Here is a 16,621-nt window from a genome sequence, read left to right as displayed (position 1 = left end):
CCTGCAGGGTTTCAGTTTTTTAAACATGCGGTATTCAGCCAACCACAAATCAATCACTTAGCACATCATTTTGTAAAAAACGCTTGCAATCAAAACGTTTTTACCGTAAATTGCGAACCCTTCAGTTTTCCGCTATTTCCGCTGCTTCGCAACGCGAATCTTCACTTAGCGGGACATGTTTCATCGTCCCTGACCAATATTCCAGGCTTCGTCCACGTAGCGTCTCTTTCTTGAGTACCGGACTGCTGTTCGCCGCTTGCACAGGTTGGTGCCGATGACCGACGGCCAATGAAGGCCGCTAACCGCCACCAAACTGGCCAAGCAAGGCCGGCACTCCTATTGCCGGCGAGAAAGGACGTTATGCAATTCCGTGACCTCGGTCTGCCCGCTACCATCACCCGCGCTCTGGAAGAGGCAGGCTACACTGAGCCCACTTCCGTACAGGCCGAAGCCGTTCCCGCCGCCCTCGCCGGCCGCGATCTGCTGGTTTCCGCACAAACCGGCAGCGGCAAAACCGCCGCCTTCCTGCTGCCTGCCCTGACCAAACTGTCCGAGCGCTCCACCATGCGCGGCAACGGCCCGCGTGTACTGGTACTGACCCCGACCCGCGAACTGGCGCAGCAGGTTGAAAAGAACGCCCAAGTGTACGGCAAGGATCTGCGCTGGATGCGCACCGCCTGCCTGGTGGGCGGTTCGTCCTTCGGCTTCCAGATCCGCGCCCTGTCGCGCCCGATCGATCTGGTAGTTGCCACTCCGGGCCGCCTGATGGACCACATGCGCTCTGGCCGCATCGACTTCTCCCGCCTGGAAATGCTGGTGCTCGACGAAGCCGACCGCATGCTGGACATGGGCTTCATCGATGACATCGAAGCCATTGTCAAAGCCACGCCGGAAACCCGCCAGACCGTGCTGTTCTCCGCCACGCTGGACGGTATCGTCGGCAAGATGGCGGAGCGCATGACTCGCGAACCGCAGCGTATCGAGATTGCTCGCACCGAAACCTCCGGCGGCACCATCGAAGAGCACCTGCTGTACGCAGACGACCTGAACCACAAGCATCGCCTGCTGGATCACATCCTGAAAGAATCCGGCTTTGACCAGTGCGTGATCTTCTCCGCCACCAAGGCGTATACCGAAGAACTGGCCGACAAGCTGTCCGATCAGGGCTACTCCGCCGCCTGCCTGCATGGCGACATGCCGCAAAGCTGGCGCAACCGCACGCTGAACGACCTGCGTCGCGGCCGCATCAAGATTCTGGTCGCCACCGACGTTGCCGCTCGCGGCATCGACGTTCCCACCATCACTCACGTGGTGAACTTCGACCTGCCGAAGCAGGCTGAAGATTACGTGCACCGCATTGGCCGCACCGGCCGCGCCGGTCGTGACGGCACGGCCATCACCCTGGCTGAGTCCAAGGAATTCCACAAGGTCCGTCGCATCGAGCAATACCTGAAGCGCCAGATCGTGGAAGGCGTGATCGAAGGCATGGAACCCACCCGTCGCCCGCCGAAAGGCCCGCGTCGCACCGGCGGCAAGCCGGGCGGTTACGGCAATAACCGCAATGCTAGCGGCAATGGCTATGGTCGCGATCGCCGCGAAGGCGGCTATGGCCGCGGCGAAGGCTACCAAAAGCGCGGCCCGCGTCGCGATGGCCCGAGCAGCAGCCCGCGCAGCAGCTCGCATCGCGCCGACTGATTCATCGGCTGAAGCATCCAAAAAGGCGACCCTTACGGTCGCCTTTTTTGCATCCAGGTCAACGCAGCCTGGCAGAGCGAAGTCAGCACCAGGCACAACCACACCGCCCGGGCTTGTGGGCACCGATTGACATCCAGCCGCTCGGGCTATTGCATAAGCATTCGCAAAACTCATGCCCGGCCATGAAGAATCTCACTTGTGCTATCCGGCATGCGGCATGAAAATGGATACAATTTCGCACCGGAGTTCGCCATGAGCACCCTAACCGTTTCCGACAAGCTGGCCGCACTGCGCCAATCCATGCAGTCCGCCGGCGTTGATGCCTGCCTGATACCCTCTTCCGACCCGCACTTGTCCGAATACCTGCCCGAGCGCTGGAAAGCCCGCGCCTGGCTATCCGGCTTTACCGGCTCCATGGGCACCCTGATCGTTACCGGCGACTTTGCCGGGCTGTGGGCCGACAGCCGCTACTGGGTGCAGGCGGAGCAGGAGCTCAGCGGCAGCAGCATTGCGCTGATGAAAATCCAGACCGCAGCTAGCCCGCTGCACTTGCAATGGCTGGCCGAGACGCTGATCACCGGTCAGACGCTGGCGGTTGACGGCGACGTACTGGGGCTGGCCGCTGCGGAAGCGCTTCGGCAAACCCTTGAACCCAAGGGCATCATCCTGCGCACCGATCTGGACCTGATCGACAATATCTATCAGCCGCGCCCTCCCTTGCCGGATGCCCCCGTTTACGAGCACGATGCCAGCCTGAGCGAAGCGCCCCGCACGGAAAAACTGGCGAGGCTACGCCAAGCTCTGCACAAGCACGGTGCGGATTGGCACTTCATCTCCACACTTGATGATCAGGCCTGGCTGTTCAATCTGCGCGGAGCGGATGTCAGCTACAACCCGGTTTTCATCGCTCATGCACTGATCGGCCCCGAGCGCGCCACCCTGTTTGTCGACCCAGGCAAACTGGATACAAAACTGCGCACCAAACTGGCGGAGGACGGCATTGACATCGCCGACTACGCCACCGCCAAGCAAGCGCTGGCCATGCTGCCCGCAGGCGAGTCCGTGCTGATTGATCCGCGCCGCGTGACGCTTGGCTTCCGCCAGGCAATCAACCCGCAGACCCGCATCATCACGGCCATCAATCCCAGCACGCTGTTCAAATCGCAAAAAACAGACCATGCTGCCGCACAAGTGCGACGCGCCATGGAGCAAGACGGCGCCGCCCTGTGCGAGTTTTTTGCCTGGTTTGAAAGCGCAGTCAACCGCGAACCGATGACGGAAGTCACCATCGACGAGCAGATCACCGCTGCGCGCGCGCGCCGCCCCGGCTTTGTCAGTTCCAGCTTCGCTACCATCGCCGGCTTCAAAGCCAACGGTGCCTTGCCCCACTATCACGCCACGCCGGCAGCGCATTCCCGCATTGAAGGCGAAGGACTGCTGCTGATTGACTCCGGCGGCCAGTACCATGGCGGCACCACAGACATCACCCGCGTTGTTGCCGTGGGCACACCCACGGCGGAGCAGAAGCGCGACTTCACCCTGGTACTGAAAGGCACCATCGGGCTGTCCATGACTCACTTTCCGCGCGGCACCCTCTCACCCATGCTGGACGCTATCGCCCGCGCACCGCTCTGGCAGCACAACCTTGACTATGGCCACGGCACCGGGCACGGCGTGGGCTACTTCCTCAACGTACACGAAGGGCCGCAAAGCATTTCCCGCAGCGTGCCGGAAGCCAGCATGGCGATGGAGGCCGGCATGATCACCTCGATCGAACCCGGCCTCTACCGCCCTGGCCAATGGGGGGTGCGCATCGAGAATCTGGTGCTGAATGTTGAGGCCGAACAGAATGCTTTTGGCGATTTCTTGCGCTTTGAAACGCTGACGCTTTGCCCCATTGACACGCGCTGCATCGAACACTCCCTGCTTTCGCGCCAGGAAGTGGACTGGCTCAATCGCTATCACACGGAAGTGCGTCAACGCTTGAGCCCGCTGGTCAGCGGCGCAGCGCTGGATTGGCTGATGCGCAGTACCGAAGCGATCTGAGTCCGAACAACAAGGTTGGCCGAAGCCTTCGGCCAACCTTGTGCGGGGATCAGCCCCCATCCAACAAAAGAAAACGCCCGCAGATGCGGGCGTTTTTACTTGCGGCCAAAACGGCTTACATGGCGTCCAGTACCTTGATGCCCAGCAGATCCAGACCAGCGCGCAAGGTCTTGCCGGTCAAGGCCGCCAATTGCAGGCGGCTGGCGCGCACTTCGCCCTCGCTCTTGAGAATCGGACACGCTTCGTAGAAGCGGGAGAACAGCGTGGCGATCTGATACAGATACGTAGACAGATAGTGCGGGTAGCAACCCTCGGCCACAGCCTGCAAGGTGTCTTCAAACTGCGCCAATGCGGCGGCCAGCTGCTTCTCCGCCGGCTCGGTAATGACGATAGGCGCGGACGCATCATAGCTTTCGGCCTTGCGGAATACACTTTGCACGCGCGTGTAAGCGTATTGCAGGTAGGGCGCTGTATTACCCTCGAAAGCCAGCATGGTGTCCCAGTTGAAGATGTAGTCGCTCATGCGGCTCTTGGAGAGATCGGCGTACTTCACAGCGCCAATGCCCACGGCCTCCGCCACTGCGCGCTTCTGCTCTTCGGACAGGTCCGGATTCTTCTCCGACACCAGCGCATAGGCGCGCTCTTCCGCTTCATTGAGCAATTCGATCAGCTTGACAGTGCCGCCGCTGCGGGTTTTGAACGGCTTGCCGTCGTCGCCCATCATCACGCCGAAGCCGACATGCTCCAGCACCATTTCGGGCGGGGCGAAACCTGCCTTGCGACAGATGCTGAACATCTGGGCAAAGTGCTGGCTCTGACGCGCGTCCACCACGTAGATAACGCGATCGAGCTTGAGCGATTTGTGACGGTAGCGCACCGCGCCGATGTCGGTGGTGGTATAGAGGAAACCACCGTCCTTCTTGCGGATGATCACACCCATCGGCTTGTCTTCCTGGGTGCGGAATTCCTCCAGGAACACCACCTCGGCGCCGTCATCCTCAGTCAGCAGCCCCGCCTCGCGCAACTCTTCCACGATCACCGGCAGATCATCGTTGTAGGAGGATTCGCCGCGCACATGCTCGCGCTTGAGACCAACGTTCAGCTTCTCGTAAACAGCTTCGCAATGCTTGAGGGAAACATCGACGAATTGCTCCCACAACTTCAGCACTTCCTGATCGCCGCCCTGCAGCTTCACCACGTAATCGCGCGCAGTGTTGGCAAAATCTTCGCTCTCGTCGAAGCGGATCTTGGCATTGCGGTAGAAGGTTTCCAGATCGGACAACTGAAGATCCGCATCGCCGGCGTGGCGGGTTTCCACCAGATAGGCCACCAGCATGCCGAACTGGGTGCCCCAGTCGCCCACATGGTTGGCGCGCACGACATTGTGGCCAAGGTATTCCATTACGCGGGCCAGCGCGTCGCCGATGATGGTGGAGCGCAGGTGGCCAACGTGCATTTCCTTGGCCAGATTGGGTGAGGAATACTCCACCATAATGCGCTGCGGCGCTACCGGGGCGATGCCCAGCTTGTCATCCTTCAGGGCGGCTTCGCTTCGTCGGGCCAGATATTCAGGGGCTAGATGAATATTGATGAAACCCGGACCAGCAATTTCAACCTTGTCGGCGATGCCGTTCAGATCCAGCGCAGCCACCACTTTTTGCGCCAGCTCGCGCGGGTTGGTCTTGAGCGCCTTAGCTGCGCCCATCACGCCATTGGCCTGATAGTCGCCAAACTCGGGTTTGGAAGCCGGCTGAACCACCGCCGGTGCGTCGGGCGCGCCGGCAGCCGCCAAAGCGGCCCGCACCCGTTCATTGATGAGTTGCAGAATCGTCATAAAAAGCCCCAGAAATGCCCTGAAAACGAAAAAATCGCTTCGTTTTCGAAAAAAAATACAGGCTTGATTGTATGCCCCAATGCCTTTACGGGCAATGTTTGCGTGCCCGACCACTGCCAGGCATCAAAGCCAGCGGGTCTCGCCAATGGCCGGCACCATGAAATCCCTGGCGCTGACGCCCTGCTCGCGCAAGGCCATCGCCAGCTCGGCCATGGGCTGCTGAATGGGCTCATCGCTGAGGATGAAGGTACCCCAGTGGATGGCCCAGGCTTTCTTGACGCGCAGGTGACGGAAGATGCGCACCGACTCGTCAGGGTTCACATGCTGGGGCTGCAAAAACCAGCGTGGCTCGTAAGCCCCAATGGGCAGGAAGGCAAAATCGATGCCGCCGATCTGCTCGCCCATGTCGGAGAACAGCTGCGGGTGATAACCGGTATCGCCCGGATACCAGAGTTTCAAGCCATCGCCTACCAAGAGGAAACCGCCCCACAATACCTTGTTGGCATCCCCCCAGGGCGCGCGATTGCTCCAATGATGAGCCGGTGTCAGGAACACTCGCACATCGCCAATCTGCACGGATGCCCACCAGTCCAGTTCTGTTATGTTGGCCGAAGGCATGCCCGCAGCCTCCATCATCAATTTCATGCCCAGCGGCACGACAACGCGCGGCGCCCCTCCCGGCTGCCCGGCCAAGCGCCGCACTGCCGCGAAATCCAGGTGGTCGTAATGCATATGCGTGATCAGCAGCAGATCAATGCGCGGCAAGTCATCCGGCTTGCAGGGCAAGGGCACCTCGCGCCGAGGGCCTGCCCAGGTAAACGGCGACACCCTGTCCGCAAACACCGGGTCCAACAAAATGTTCTGTCCGCACAGCTGAATGAATTGGCTGGCATGCCCCAACCAGGTCGCCGATGCCCGGCTGCGATTGCCCCGCAGCGCCGCGACATCCATCACCGCGCGCGGCACCATGTCTGGCCGGTGGTCGACGCGCGGGCCGGTCCATACCTGCCAACGCCAGCGCAGCAACTTGAGCGGGGACGGCATGTTGAAAGGATGCAGGTTTCGATACCCTTTCGGGCCGTGGTGGCCCTTGCCAGGTTCGGGACGATAACGGACAGGTGGAAACAGCGTGGTCAGCCAGGCTGGCGGCATGGGCAAAACTCGAGCAAAGGTGGGAATGCGCAGTGTGCAACGTCAGCCCTCTCTTGCCAAGTCATGACAGGCGAAAAACCCTGGCAATAGAAAACGGCCCCTTGCGGGGCCGCTTTTCACGACAAGTCTGTTCAGGCTGTCCGATCAGAAGCTGTACACCGCCTGAGCTGCGAACACGTCGTTGCTCTTGCGATAGCTGCCGTCGGTACGCTGGAACACATCTCCATTGGCCCAGTCGTGACGGTACTCCATCTTCAACGTCAGCTGATCGGAGGGGTAAAACAGCAATGCTGCCGTCAGCGATTGACGGTTAACACCGTTGCAATCCGTACCATTGGCCGAGCTATTGAGCAGGCAGCTGTTCGGGACGCCAAAGCCGTTGACGGAATCAATGCCGGATGCCGCATCAAGGGCAATGCCACCGCCGCCGCCGCCATTCTTGCTGTTATTCAGGTAATCGTAACGCAGCGTAGCGCCCATGCGGCCGAAGGTTTCACTCGTCCACTTTTGGTGAGCCATGAGACTGAAGCCCCACCACACGGCATCGCCTCCATTCCAGGCCGCGTTCTTCTGACGGCCATAGTCCAACTCGGCGTTGTAAACCGAATCAGTACCGGTGTAGGTGGCATCCAGCTCGCCAAAGTAGTAGTTGCTGTAAGGATTGGAACTACCGCCCTGGAAGCCGAAGGTACCGTCGGCATTACCGTTGGCATCCTGATGCGCGTACAGCGCCTGACGACCCACGTTGGCCGAACCGCCGACATCCCAGTTGCTGGTAAGGGTGTAATCAACGCGGCCCGTCACCGTCGGCGTATTGTTGCTGCGAGTCTGACCGTTGGAATCCATGGCGGAATTGGGCGTGGTGCGATACTGCTCGTTCGCAATCATGAACTTGGTAGCCCAGGAACCATGACTCCAGTTGAAGCCGGCGCCGACGTAGCTGCCCGGATCGCTGAAGTCATACAGCAAACCATGGGTAATGGTGTTCATCTGCGTGGACAGCTGGTACTCATAACCGCCGAAGCTGTTCATCAAACCGGCCACCAGCTGGGTGGTGTCGGAAATCGGGTAATTGATGATCGCAGTATTGATAATGCCGTTTTTGCCGCCGCCATCCAGCAAGGTGTTGCCGGAGCCCCGGTTCGGCATGATGCTGATTTCAGCGCTTGGCGCCATCGGCCCTACGCCGAAAGTCTTTTTGATGTCCAGATAAACATCGCCGAAGGTGCTGTTGGCGTAACCGTAGCTGCCCGAGTGGTTAACAAACTGGAAGCCAGCGCTTTTGCCAGTGCGGTTGTAGATATAGGTAGGGTCGATGTAACCCGTAACGCTAAGGCCGGCAATCGGGCCTTCGTTGGCGTCGTTGGTCAGTTTGTCCACCTTCATTTCCATGCCGGCCACGCGCTGCTTGAGTTCGGCATTGCCATCCTCGGCCGTATCCGTGGTCTTGGCCGCAGTGGCCTGGTCCACGGCTTTCTGCAGTTGCTGCATCTGTGACTGCAGCGCCTCCAGCTGTGCCTTGAGTTTGGCGATTTCGTCCGCCTTGGCATCGGCCATGGCCATGCCGGGCAGGCCGGCGATCAGTGCGCTGATCAACAACCTCTTCATGATCACTTCTCCCTTGTCGTTACTCTGTTGGTACAACATTTTTTTGGTACTGATCATGCCCGGACGAGGGCTACCCGTCCGGGACTTGGAAACCACGCTGACAAAAACCGGTTAACCGTGCGCGAAGGCCACTTGCATTTCGCGTTCGCGCTTGCGCTCCATGCGACGGCTGTAGATATTGGCGCCGATGACGCCGACGGACACCGTGGCAATGAAGATGGTGGCCAAGGCGTTCATTTCAGGATTGAGACCCAGACGAACGCGGGAGAACACCACCATCGGCAAGGTAGAAGAGCCCGGACCGGACAGGAAGGCGGTCAGCACCAGGTCGTCAAGCGACAGGGTAAAGGACAGCAACCAGCCGGACACCAGCGCCTGGGAAATCAGCGGCAGCGTGATCACGAAGAAAATCTTCAGCGGACGCGCGCCCAGATCCATGGCGGCCTCTTCGAGCGAACGATTCAGCTCGCGAACGCGGGACTGCACGATGATGGCCACATAAGACACGCAGAGCATCACGTGACCGATCCAGATGGTGAATATGCCGCGACCTTCAGGCCAGCCAAAGGACTGCTCCATGGCAACAAACAGCAACAGCAGGGAAATACCCTGAATCACTTCCGGAATCACCAGCGGCGCATTCACCATGGCGGTGAAGGCCGGATAGAGGCGGAAGCGAGTCATGCGCGCCATCACGAAGCCACACCAAGTACCGATCACTACCGATGCAGTAGCCGTCATCAGGGCAATCTTCAGGCTGAGGAAGGCCGCCGTGATCAGCTCATCGTCCTCCAGCAACGCCCAGTACCACTTGGTGGAGAAGCCGGACCATACAGTCACCAGCTTGGACTCGTTGAAGGAGTAAATCACCAACAACACGATGGGCAGGTACAGGAAGGCGTAGCCCAGGCCCAGTACGGTGTAGGAAAGCGGTTTGCTGGGTTTCATCGTGCTCATTTGATTTCCTCCATGGTCTTGGCTTGGTAGTGCTGGAACATCGCCATCGGCACCAGCAGCAGCAGCACCATGCAGCAGGTAACGGTAGCCGCCATCGGCCAGTCCATGTTGTTGAAGAATTCGTCCCACATCACGCGACCGATCATCAGCGTGTCGGAGCCGCCCAGCAATTCAGGAATCACGTACTCGCCTACCGCCGGAATGAATACCAGCAGGCTGCCGGCGATGATGCCGTTTTTGGACAGCGGCAAGGTAATGCTGACGAAGGCCTTCCAGGGCTTGGCGCCCAGATCGTAGGCCGCCTCAAGCAGGCGCAGGTCCATTTTCACCAAGTGGGCATACAGCGGCATGATCATGAACGGCAGGTAGGAGAACACCATGCCGATATAAACACCCCAGTTGGTATGGTAAAGACGCAGCGGCGAATCAATGACATGCAGCCACATCAGGAACTGGTTGAGGAAGCCGTCATTCTTCAGGATGCCGATCCAGGCGTAAACGCGGATCAGATAGGAGGTCCAGAAAGGCAGCATGACCATCATCATCAGCGTGTCGCGAGTGGAACCCTCGGCGCGCGCGATGTAGTAGGCCATGGGGTAGCCGATCACGAGACACAGGATGGTGGAGACCACCGCCATCTTCACCGAGCTGATGTAGGTGGCGATGTACAGGTCATCCTGCAACATGAACTTGTAGTGGCTGATGTTGAGGAAGATGCTGATTACATCGTCCTCCATCTTGGTCAGCGGCGTGTAGGGCGGAATGCCCAGCTGCTGCTGGGAGAAACTGATGCCCACTACGAGCAGGAAAGGCAGCAGGAAGAAAACGAACAGGAAGATGAATGGTATGCCGATGACCGTAGTCTTTCCCGACGGCATCCACCTATTGAGCTTGAAACTCTTCATTATTGCACCACTTGACCGGTAAGACCGGTTCTCCAAGTACACATTCCAGTCACGAGCTTCGGCAAACCAGCCTCCGCCAGCGACCTCCTCTTTTAATCATCGCGCCCGCGAACGGGAACGACGCACTCCCTTTGATGTGAATGTCACCCGGCACGCGCAAAACTGCTTGTCAGCAGGCTTGCGCACACCGGGTGCCTGCCCTTTCGCCAGGTGCTGGCTTTGGGGTCAGGGTCCGGCATGCGCGGCGGGCAAAGCCCGCCGCTGTACAGCAGGATTCTTGCTTAGCGACCGGTCTTCAGCTGAGTCCAGAGACGGTTCTGCAGACGCATGATGTCAGCCGGCAGCGGCTTGAGCAGGAACAGGGTCTTGGCTACGGCTTCCGGCGGATAGATGGTCGGATCGCTGGCCAGCTCGGGCTTCACGAACTTGCGCGCGGCCGCGTTGGCTGACGGATAGAACACCTCGTTGGTGATGGCGGCGTTCACTTCCGGCGTTTCGATATAGTTGATCCACTTGAGGGCCGCTTCCGGATGCGGAGCATCCTTGGGCACCACCATCACGTCGAACCAGATCGGCGCGCCGGATTTCGGAATGACATAGCCCAGCTGGTAGGAGCGCTTGGCTTCGGCGGCGCGGTGTTTGGCGATGTTCACGTCGCCGGACCAGCCCAAGGCAACGCAGATGTCGCCGTTGGCCAGGTCATTGATGTAGCCGGAGGAGTTGAACTGGGTGATGTAGGGACGAATCTTCTTCAGCAGCTCGAAGGCGGCCTGGTAGTCAGCCGGGTTCTTGCTGTTCGGATCTTTGCCCAGGTAGTGCAGCGCGACGGCGAATACGTCGTTGGCCTGGTCAAGCACCGAGACGCCGCAGCCTTTCAGTTTGGAGAGATTTTTCGGGTCGAAAATGATGTCCCAGCTGTCCAGCGGAGCATCCTTGCCCAGGATAGCCTTCACTTTGGTGAAGTTGTAACCGATGCCGTCGGTGCCGTAAGCCCAGGGCACGCCGTGGGAGTTGCCCGGATCAGCGTCGGCGATCTTGGCCATCAAAGTCTTGTCGAGGTTGGCCAGATTGGGCAGCTTGGATTTGTCCAGCTTCTGGTAAATGCCGGCCTCAATCTGCTTGGCCATGAAATTGGACGTCGGCACCACGATGTCGTAGCCGGCCTTGCCAGTCAGCATCTTGGCTTGCAGGGTGTCATCGCTGTCGTAGACGTCGTACTTCACCTTGATGCCGGTCTGCTTCTCAAAACCCGGGATGGTGGTTTTGGCGATGTAATCAGACCAGTTGTACACGTTCAATGCCTTGTCTTCCGCCATGGCGCCAGCCGCCGGCATCAGCATCAGCAAAGAACACAGAACCTTCTTGACAAGTTTCTTCTTCATTACAGGCTTCCTAATAGAGTGCAAGACCATAATTCCCTGCCGTCTTTACGACATTCGGGACCTGATGAACCGCATTTCTTGCTGCAGGCCGGGTTTTTCCCTTGTACCTGCCGTTGCCAGACCCGGAACCGGGCCCCATATCGCATATAGCAATATTTGTGCTCGGTATTTATACCCCCAACATAGCAAGCTTGGCTATTTGCGCTCGCCATGGGCGGAATGTAGCTGCCGGTGTCCAACAAACGAGCCAACTATCCGATCCGTTGACTTCATGCTTATGTATTTTTCAGGAAACCGCGCACCAGATCAGCACCCGACCGCACCACCCCGGGGCGGCAGCTTGCCAAACTGACCCAGCATCCTCCTTTGTCTCCACCGCGATCAAATGTTTAATAAAATCCACAGATCAACCGTCGGTGTTACAGCTTTTTAACCACAAAGACTTCCTGCTGCAATAAGAATTTATTTTGCAGCGCAATATAATCAACACCCACCCACCGCTTGGCGCTGCTCGTGTTTACTATTATGAACGGCTGCCAGTTTCGCAAGCGCGCATCCCGTCCAGCACGACTCGAATGGGAAAACTTCCCACCAGTCACTGCAAGCTAATGGATTCAATACTTTAGCGGCTTCAAGCTCATGAAAACCTGGTCAAGACCCGCCGTTGAACCCATCCGCGACAGTGCGAATGCAAACGCCGCGCCGTCACCAGCAGCGCAAGCATCAAGCATGGGGGACATGAAAGGGATTGAGGCTGTTTTGCCACAGATCAAACCCTCTCTACATGATCAAAAACGCTCAAAATAAAAATGGCGAAGCGTCCATCAGGGACGGTTCGCCATAAAATCAGGCCAATTCCAGACCAGTTGATTTGATCAGAAAAGGCGCGCCAGCAAAGCTTTCTCCATCCCCGCCATATCAGGAATGCGTACCTGGATGCCATTACCCGGCGCAACGTCGATCCTTGCCCCGTCACGGAGCATGACGCCCAATTCCAGTACACGATTGCCAGACGGATGAATCACTTCAATACGATCACCAACGGCAAAGCGGTTCTTCACCTCCACCAGCGCCCAGCCCTCGGCATCCACCTCCAGCACATCGCCCACATATTGGCTCTGCTTGGCCTTCGAGTGGCCCGTCAGGTAGTTCTGGTATTCCTGAGTCTGGTGGCGCTCCAGGAAGCCGGGCGTATAGCCGCGATTGGCCAGGCCATCCAGCTCCGCCAGCAAGCTGTAATCAAAAGGACGCCCCGCCACCGCGTCGTCGATGGCTTTGCGGTACACCTGCGCGGTGCGCGCTACGTAGTACAAGCTCTTGGTGCGGCCTTCAATCTTCAGTGAATCCACACCTAGCTTCACCAGTTTCTCCACCTGCTCTACGGCGCGCAGGTCCTTGGAGTTCATGATGTAGGTGCCATGCTCATCTTCGATGATGGGCATCAGCTCGCCCGGCCGGCTGCCTTCTTCAATCAGATAAGTCTTGTCTGCCAGCGGGTGACGCTCAGCGCCGCCGCAAGCGGCAAAACTCTGATTCGCTTCTTCCAGCGCCTGGTTGAAGTCGAACTTGATGACCTGAACATCGCCGGCGTCGTCGCCTTGCGTGTCATGCACCTTGTAATCCCAGCGACAGGCGTTGGTGCAGGTGCCTTGATTGGGATCGCGATGATTGAAATAGCCTGACAGCAGACAGCGACCGGAATAGGCAATGCACAAAGCGCCGTGCACGAAGACTTCTAGCTCAATATCCGGGCACTCCTGACGGATCTCTTCGATTTCGTCCAGGCTCAGCTCGCGGGACAGGATGATGCGGGAGACGCCCAGCTTCTGCCAGAACTTCACCCCCATGTAATTGACGGTATTGGCCTGGACAGATAAGTGGATGGGCACTTCCGGCCAGCGTTCGCGCACCATCATGATCAAGCCCGGGTCGGCCATGATCAGTGCATCCGGCTTCATGGCGATCACTGGTTCCATGTCCGCCATATAGGTCTTGATCTTGCTGTTGTGCGGCAGCAGGTTGCTGGCCACAAAAAACAGCTTGCCGCGCGCATGCGCTTCATCAATACCGGTTTTCAGCTCTTCCAGCTTGAAGTCGTTGTTGCGGGCGCGCAGGGAGTAGCGCGGCTGGCCGGCGTAAACGGCGTCGGCGCCAAAATCATAGGCGGCGCGCATTTTGTCCAGTGTGCCGGCGGGCAGCAGCAGTTCCGGGGCTTTCAGCATGTCGGTGTCACAGTCTCAGTGGGCAAAACAGGCGGTGGGCAGCGGCGCGCGGTCCGGCTTGATGAAAGCGCGTCGAGCCTGGTCCTGCTCCAGCCGGTCATCGGAATAATAGTCTTGCAACAGCATGCGGGCGTCGCCGGCGATATCCGCGCAACCCGCGAGAAAGGCCTGCCAGTCTTCTACCATGGCAGGTTCCTGCTCGGCGCGATGGTAAGCGATGCTGAGCAACGCCATGGTCAGGGTATGGTGATACTTGTCGGCCGCGCCCTTGGCCATCGCATAACGCGAAAAGGCGCGAGAACAGCGCGCAGCGGCTTCCGGCGCCGGGTATTGACGACGATAAGCCCAAGCAGCGTACAAATGCGCCTGATGATTGAAGCGCTCGGCAGGCAGCGTGGCGGTTTCCAGCTCGCGCAGGAATACCTGGTAATCCATGATTCGGGGTCTCCGAAAACAGTAAAAACAAAAGGCCCCACGTTGATACCGAGGGCCTTTTTGCACTTATGTTGCGGCGCGATTATGCGCCGCCGCGCATTCAGCGTCAAGGCGAGCGCCAATAGCGAATGCGACATTAACTTACTGTTTTCAATGCCATTTTGTGCTCATGGTTTTTTGGCCAATGCCAGCAAGCCTGCAAGTTGGCCGAAGAGCCCCGCCATCATTCCCGCAAGCCACACCACACGCTCCCACCAGAGCGGCTGCGACTCACCGCCCGCCATGCCGGCGGCGGCCAACGTGAACAGCAAGGTGCCGCCTATCAACAAGGCCAGCGCCCGGCCGCGATGTCGCTGCAACTTCTTCAAAAAGGAATGCATCATCCCGCTCTCTATCAATGCGCCAGGCTATCCGGCGGCGTTTGCAGCCAGGCTAACTCCGCCTCGCTGAACCCGGCCTCGCGCCGGGCGGCCAGATTATAGCAGCCGCGATGCGAGCCGATATCATGCTCCGCCAATTGCTGCCGGAAAGTGGCCACCGGATCCAGGTTGCGCTCTCGACACAAAACATGAAACCAGTGATTGCCAATGGCAACATGTCCGACTTCATCCCGCAGGATGATATCCAGCACCGCAATGCTGTCGCGGTCGCCAATGCCGGCCAGCTTGTGCTGAATGGCCGGCGTGGCATCCAGACCGCGCGCTTCAAGCACGCGCGGCACCAGCGCCATCCGAGCCAGCGCATCGTGATCGGTCATCATGCATGCCCGCCAGAGCCCGTCATGCGCCTCAAAGTCCCCATAGCCAAAACCCAAAGCGCCAAGCCGGCCCTGCAACAAGGCAAAGTGACCGGCTTCTTCAGCCGCCACTCTCAGCCAGTCGCCGGCGAATTCGTCGGGCATCTCGCGAAAACGCCAGGCTGCATCCAGCGCCAGATTGATAGCATTGAACTCGATATGGGCGATAGCATGCAGCATGGCCGCATGTCCCTCCCGGGTATCCAGCCTTCGCCTGGGCACTTGGCGGGGCGACACCAGCAATGGCCTGACTGGTCTGCCAGGGTCAGGCAAGGAATAGAGGGGCGCATCCTGGCGATTCAACTTGCCGGCACGCCAATCGCAAAGCAGCGCTTCGGCCAACCTGATTTTGTCATCGGGGGCGCAGGCCAGCAGCGCCGCTTCAAGACGGTGATAGAGCGATTGATGGTTCTGCATGGTGCGCCAGTGTAGCGCGCAGCACCAATTCTGTGCAGACACCGCTTGCGCCAGCCGGAACAGAAAGCGGCTACCGCCTTTTACAGGCGCTTCCAGTACATTGCCGTAGCGTGCGGCTGCCGCGTCACCGCATCCAGCGCAAAATCGGGAATTTCACCCGCACGGGTCCAGCCGAGGCCTTGATATAAGCGTTCGGCTTCGCTGCCTTTTGCCGTATCCAGCACCAGAAGCTCCACCCGCTCCAGCCTGGCCTCTTCTTCCAGTTGCCGCATGAGACGGGAGGCAATGCCCTGCCGGCGCGCTTCGGGGGCCACCATCAGCTTCTGCACCTCAGCACGGTGCCCGCCGTTTTCCTTGAAGCAGAACTCCAGTTGCGCCGCACCCAGCAAGCCGCCTTGCCCGTCGCAAGCCACCAGCGCCAGTCTCCGCCCTTCCAGCATGTCGGCGTACACCTGATGCCAATAGCGCGCCGCCACCTCCTGCGCCAGCGGCGCTAGAAACCCAATGGAAGCCCCGCTTGCCACATTGCGCGCCAGCAAAGCGCACAACCCGGGCTTGTCATCTTGCCGCATGGCGCGCAACACCGCTTTTTCCAGCACCATCATGACGATCTCCTTTGCAGTCCGTCCATCGCATCAGCAGCAAACCGCATGCCAGCGCGCCAATGTCATCGCTGGCGGTACGGCTTTGATGCATAATGACGCGGTAAACCACAGGGAGACTGTCATGCTGTTCAATTCCAGCCAGCTGGGCGCGGTAGAAGTCGACGAGACCACCATCATCACCTTTGCCAACGGCATTCCGGCACTTGAGAACTGCACCCGCTTCAAACTGTTCCACGACGCGGACAAAACGCAGCCTTCGGTTTTCTGGCTGCAGTCTCTGGATAATCCCGACATCACCATCAGCCTGACCACGCCGCAAGCGCTGGGCGTGCGTTTCGAAGTGGAGCTGGACGACGCGGAAGTGGCGCAGCTGGCGCTGACCAACCCGGGCGAAGCCGCCATCCTGCTGATGCTCTATCAGGAACAGGCCGACGACGACAGCCACCCGGCACTGGGCCGCCTTTCGGCCAACCTGCGCAACCCGCTGGTATTCAATCTCAGCAGTCGCCAAGCTTTGCAAAAAACCGGCCTCGTCTTCGACATCCTGGTGCACAACAAGGCCTGACC

Annotated in this window: 14 protein-coding genes; 3 read left to right on the top strand and 11 right to left on the bottom strand. The window is 59.1% G+C overall.

All coding sequences use genetic code 11. From position 1 onward, the window contains the following. Positions 1 to 360 precede the first annotated feature (360 nt). Together Q0P52_RS02830 and Q0P52_RS02825 are read left to right on the top strand one after the other, a co-directional pair. Positions 361 to 1,695, top strand: a complete 1,335-nt coding sequence (locus Q0P52_RS02830; RefSeq protein WP_293764258.1) for a DEAD/DEAH box helicase — start codon at positions 361 to 363, stop codon at positions 1,693 to 1,695. Positions 1,696 to 1,947: 252 nt separating this feature from the next. Continuing rightward, positions 1,948 to 3,741, top strand: a complete 1,794-nt coding sequence (locus tag Q0P52_RS02825; RefSeq protein WP_293764256.1) for an aminopeptidase P family protein — start codon at positions 1,948 to 1,950, stop codon at positions 3,739 to 3,741. 115 nt (positions 3,742 to 3,856) lie between these two features. Here Q0P52_RS02825 and argS read toward each other — a convergent pair whose 3' ends face one another. The 11 genes from argS to Q0P52_RS02770 form a co-directional block, all read right to left on the bottom strand. Then, a complete protein-coding gene (argS, locus tag Q0P52_RS02820; protein WP_293764254.1) occupies positions 3,857 to 5,575 on the bottom strand; it encodes an arginine--tRNA ligase in 1,719 nt (572 codons plus the stop codon). Between the two features lie 123 nt (positions 5,576 to 5,698). Further along, positions 5,699 to 6,727 (bottom strand): MBL fold metallo-hydrolase, encoded by a 1,029-nt coding sequence (locus tag Q0P52_RS02815; RefSeq protein WP_293764251.1) that lies wholly within the window; start codon positions 6,725 to 6,727, stop codon positions 5,699 to 5,701. 144 nt (positions 6,728 to 6,871) lie between these two features. Then, complete coding sequence (locus Q0P52_RS02810; RefSeq protein ID WP_293764249.1) at positions 6,872 to 8,335, bottom strand: DUF3138 family protein; 1,464 nt, start codon at positions 8,333 to 8,335, stop codon at positions 6,872 to 6,874. 111 nt (positions 8,336 to 8,446) lie between these two features. After that, the gene (locus tag Q0P52_RS02805) at positions 8,447 to 9,283 is read right to left on the bottom strand and encodes an ABC transporter permease subunit (RefSeq protein WP_293764361.1); all 837 of its coding nucleotides are present in this window, start codon (positions 9,281 to 9,283) and stop codon (positions 8,447 to 8,449) included. Between the two features lie 5 nt (positions 9,284 to 9,288). Further along, entirely contained in the window at positions 9,289 to 10,197 is a 909-nt protein-coding gene (locus Q0P52_RS02800; protein ID WP_293764247.1) for an ABC transporter permease subunit, read from the bottom strand. 281 nt (positions 10,198 to 10,478) lie between these two features. Continuing rightward, positions 10,479 to 11,579 carry a polyamine ABC transporter substrate-binding protein gene (locus tag Q0P52_RS02795; protein ID WP_293764244.1) on the bottom strand — a complete coding sequence of 367 codons (1,101 nt, stop codon included), beginning with the start codon at positions 11,577 to 11,579 and terminating at the stop codon, positions 10,479 to 10,481. An 875-nt stretch (positions 11,580 to 12,454) separates the two neighbouring features. Beyond that, complete coding sequence (gene yegQ / locus Q0P52_RS02790) at positions 12,455 to 13,798, bottom strand: tRNA 5-hydroxyuridine modification protein YegQ (protein ID WP_293764358.1); 1,344 nt, start codon at positions 13,796 to 13,798, stop codon at positions 12,455 to 12,457. Positions 13,799 to 13,816: 18 nt separating this feature from the next. Beyond that, positions 13,817 to 14,236 (bottom strand): hypothetical protein, encoded by a 420-nt coding sequence (locus tag Q0P52_RS02785; RefSeq protein ID WP_293764239.1) that lies wholly within the window; start codon positions 14,234 to 14,236, stop codon positions 13,817 to 13,819. A gap of 167 nt (positions 14,237 to 14,403) precedes the next feature. Next, positions 14,404 to 14,619 (bottom strand): hypothetical protein, encoded by a 216-nt coding sequence (locus tag Q0P52_RS02780; RefSeq protein WP_293764236.1) that lies wholly within the window; start codon positions 14,617 to 14,619, stop codon positions 14,404 to 14,406. Between the two features lie 11 nt (positions 14,620 to 14,630). Beyond that, positions 14,631 to 15,449 carry a ferritin-like domain-containing protein gene (locus Q0P52_RS02775; RefSeq protein ID WP_293764233.1) on the bottom strand — a complete coding sequence of 273 codons (819 nt, stop codon included), beginning with the start codon at positions 15,447 to 15,449 and terminating at the stop codon, positions 14,631 to 14,633. An 80-nt stretch (positions 15,450 to 15,529) separates the two neighbouring features. Continuing rightward, a complete protein-coding gene (locus tag Q0P52_RS02770; RefSeq protein ID WP_293764230.1) occupies positions 15,530 to 16,054 on the bottom strand; it encodes a GNAT family N-acetyltransferase in 525 nt (174 codons plus the stop codon). A gap of 121 nt (positions 16,055 to 16,175) precedes the next feature. Here Q0P52_RS02770 and fliW point away from each other — a divergent pair, with 121 nt between their 5' ends. Continuing rightward, entirely contained in the window at positions 16,176 to 16,619 is a 444-nt protein-coding gene (gene fliW, locus Q0P52_RS02765) for a flagellar assembly protein FliW (RefSeq protein ID WP_293764227.1), read from the top strand. Positions 16,620 to 16,621: the final 2 nt, after the last annotated feature.

This window comes from uncultured Aquitalea sp. (assembly GCF_945957525.1).
In the GTDB taxonomy this organism is placed as follows: domain Bacteria; phylum Pseudomonadota; class Gammaproteobacteria; order Burkholderiales; family Chromobacteriaceae; genus Aquitalea.
Note: the sequence above shows the minus strand (reverse complement) of the source record. Positions and strands in the feature narration are given on the sequence as shown.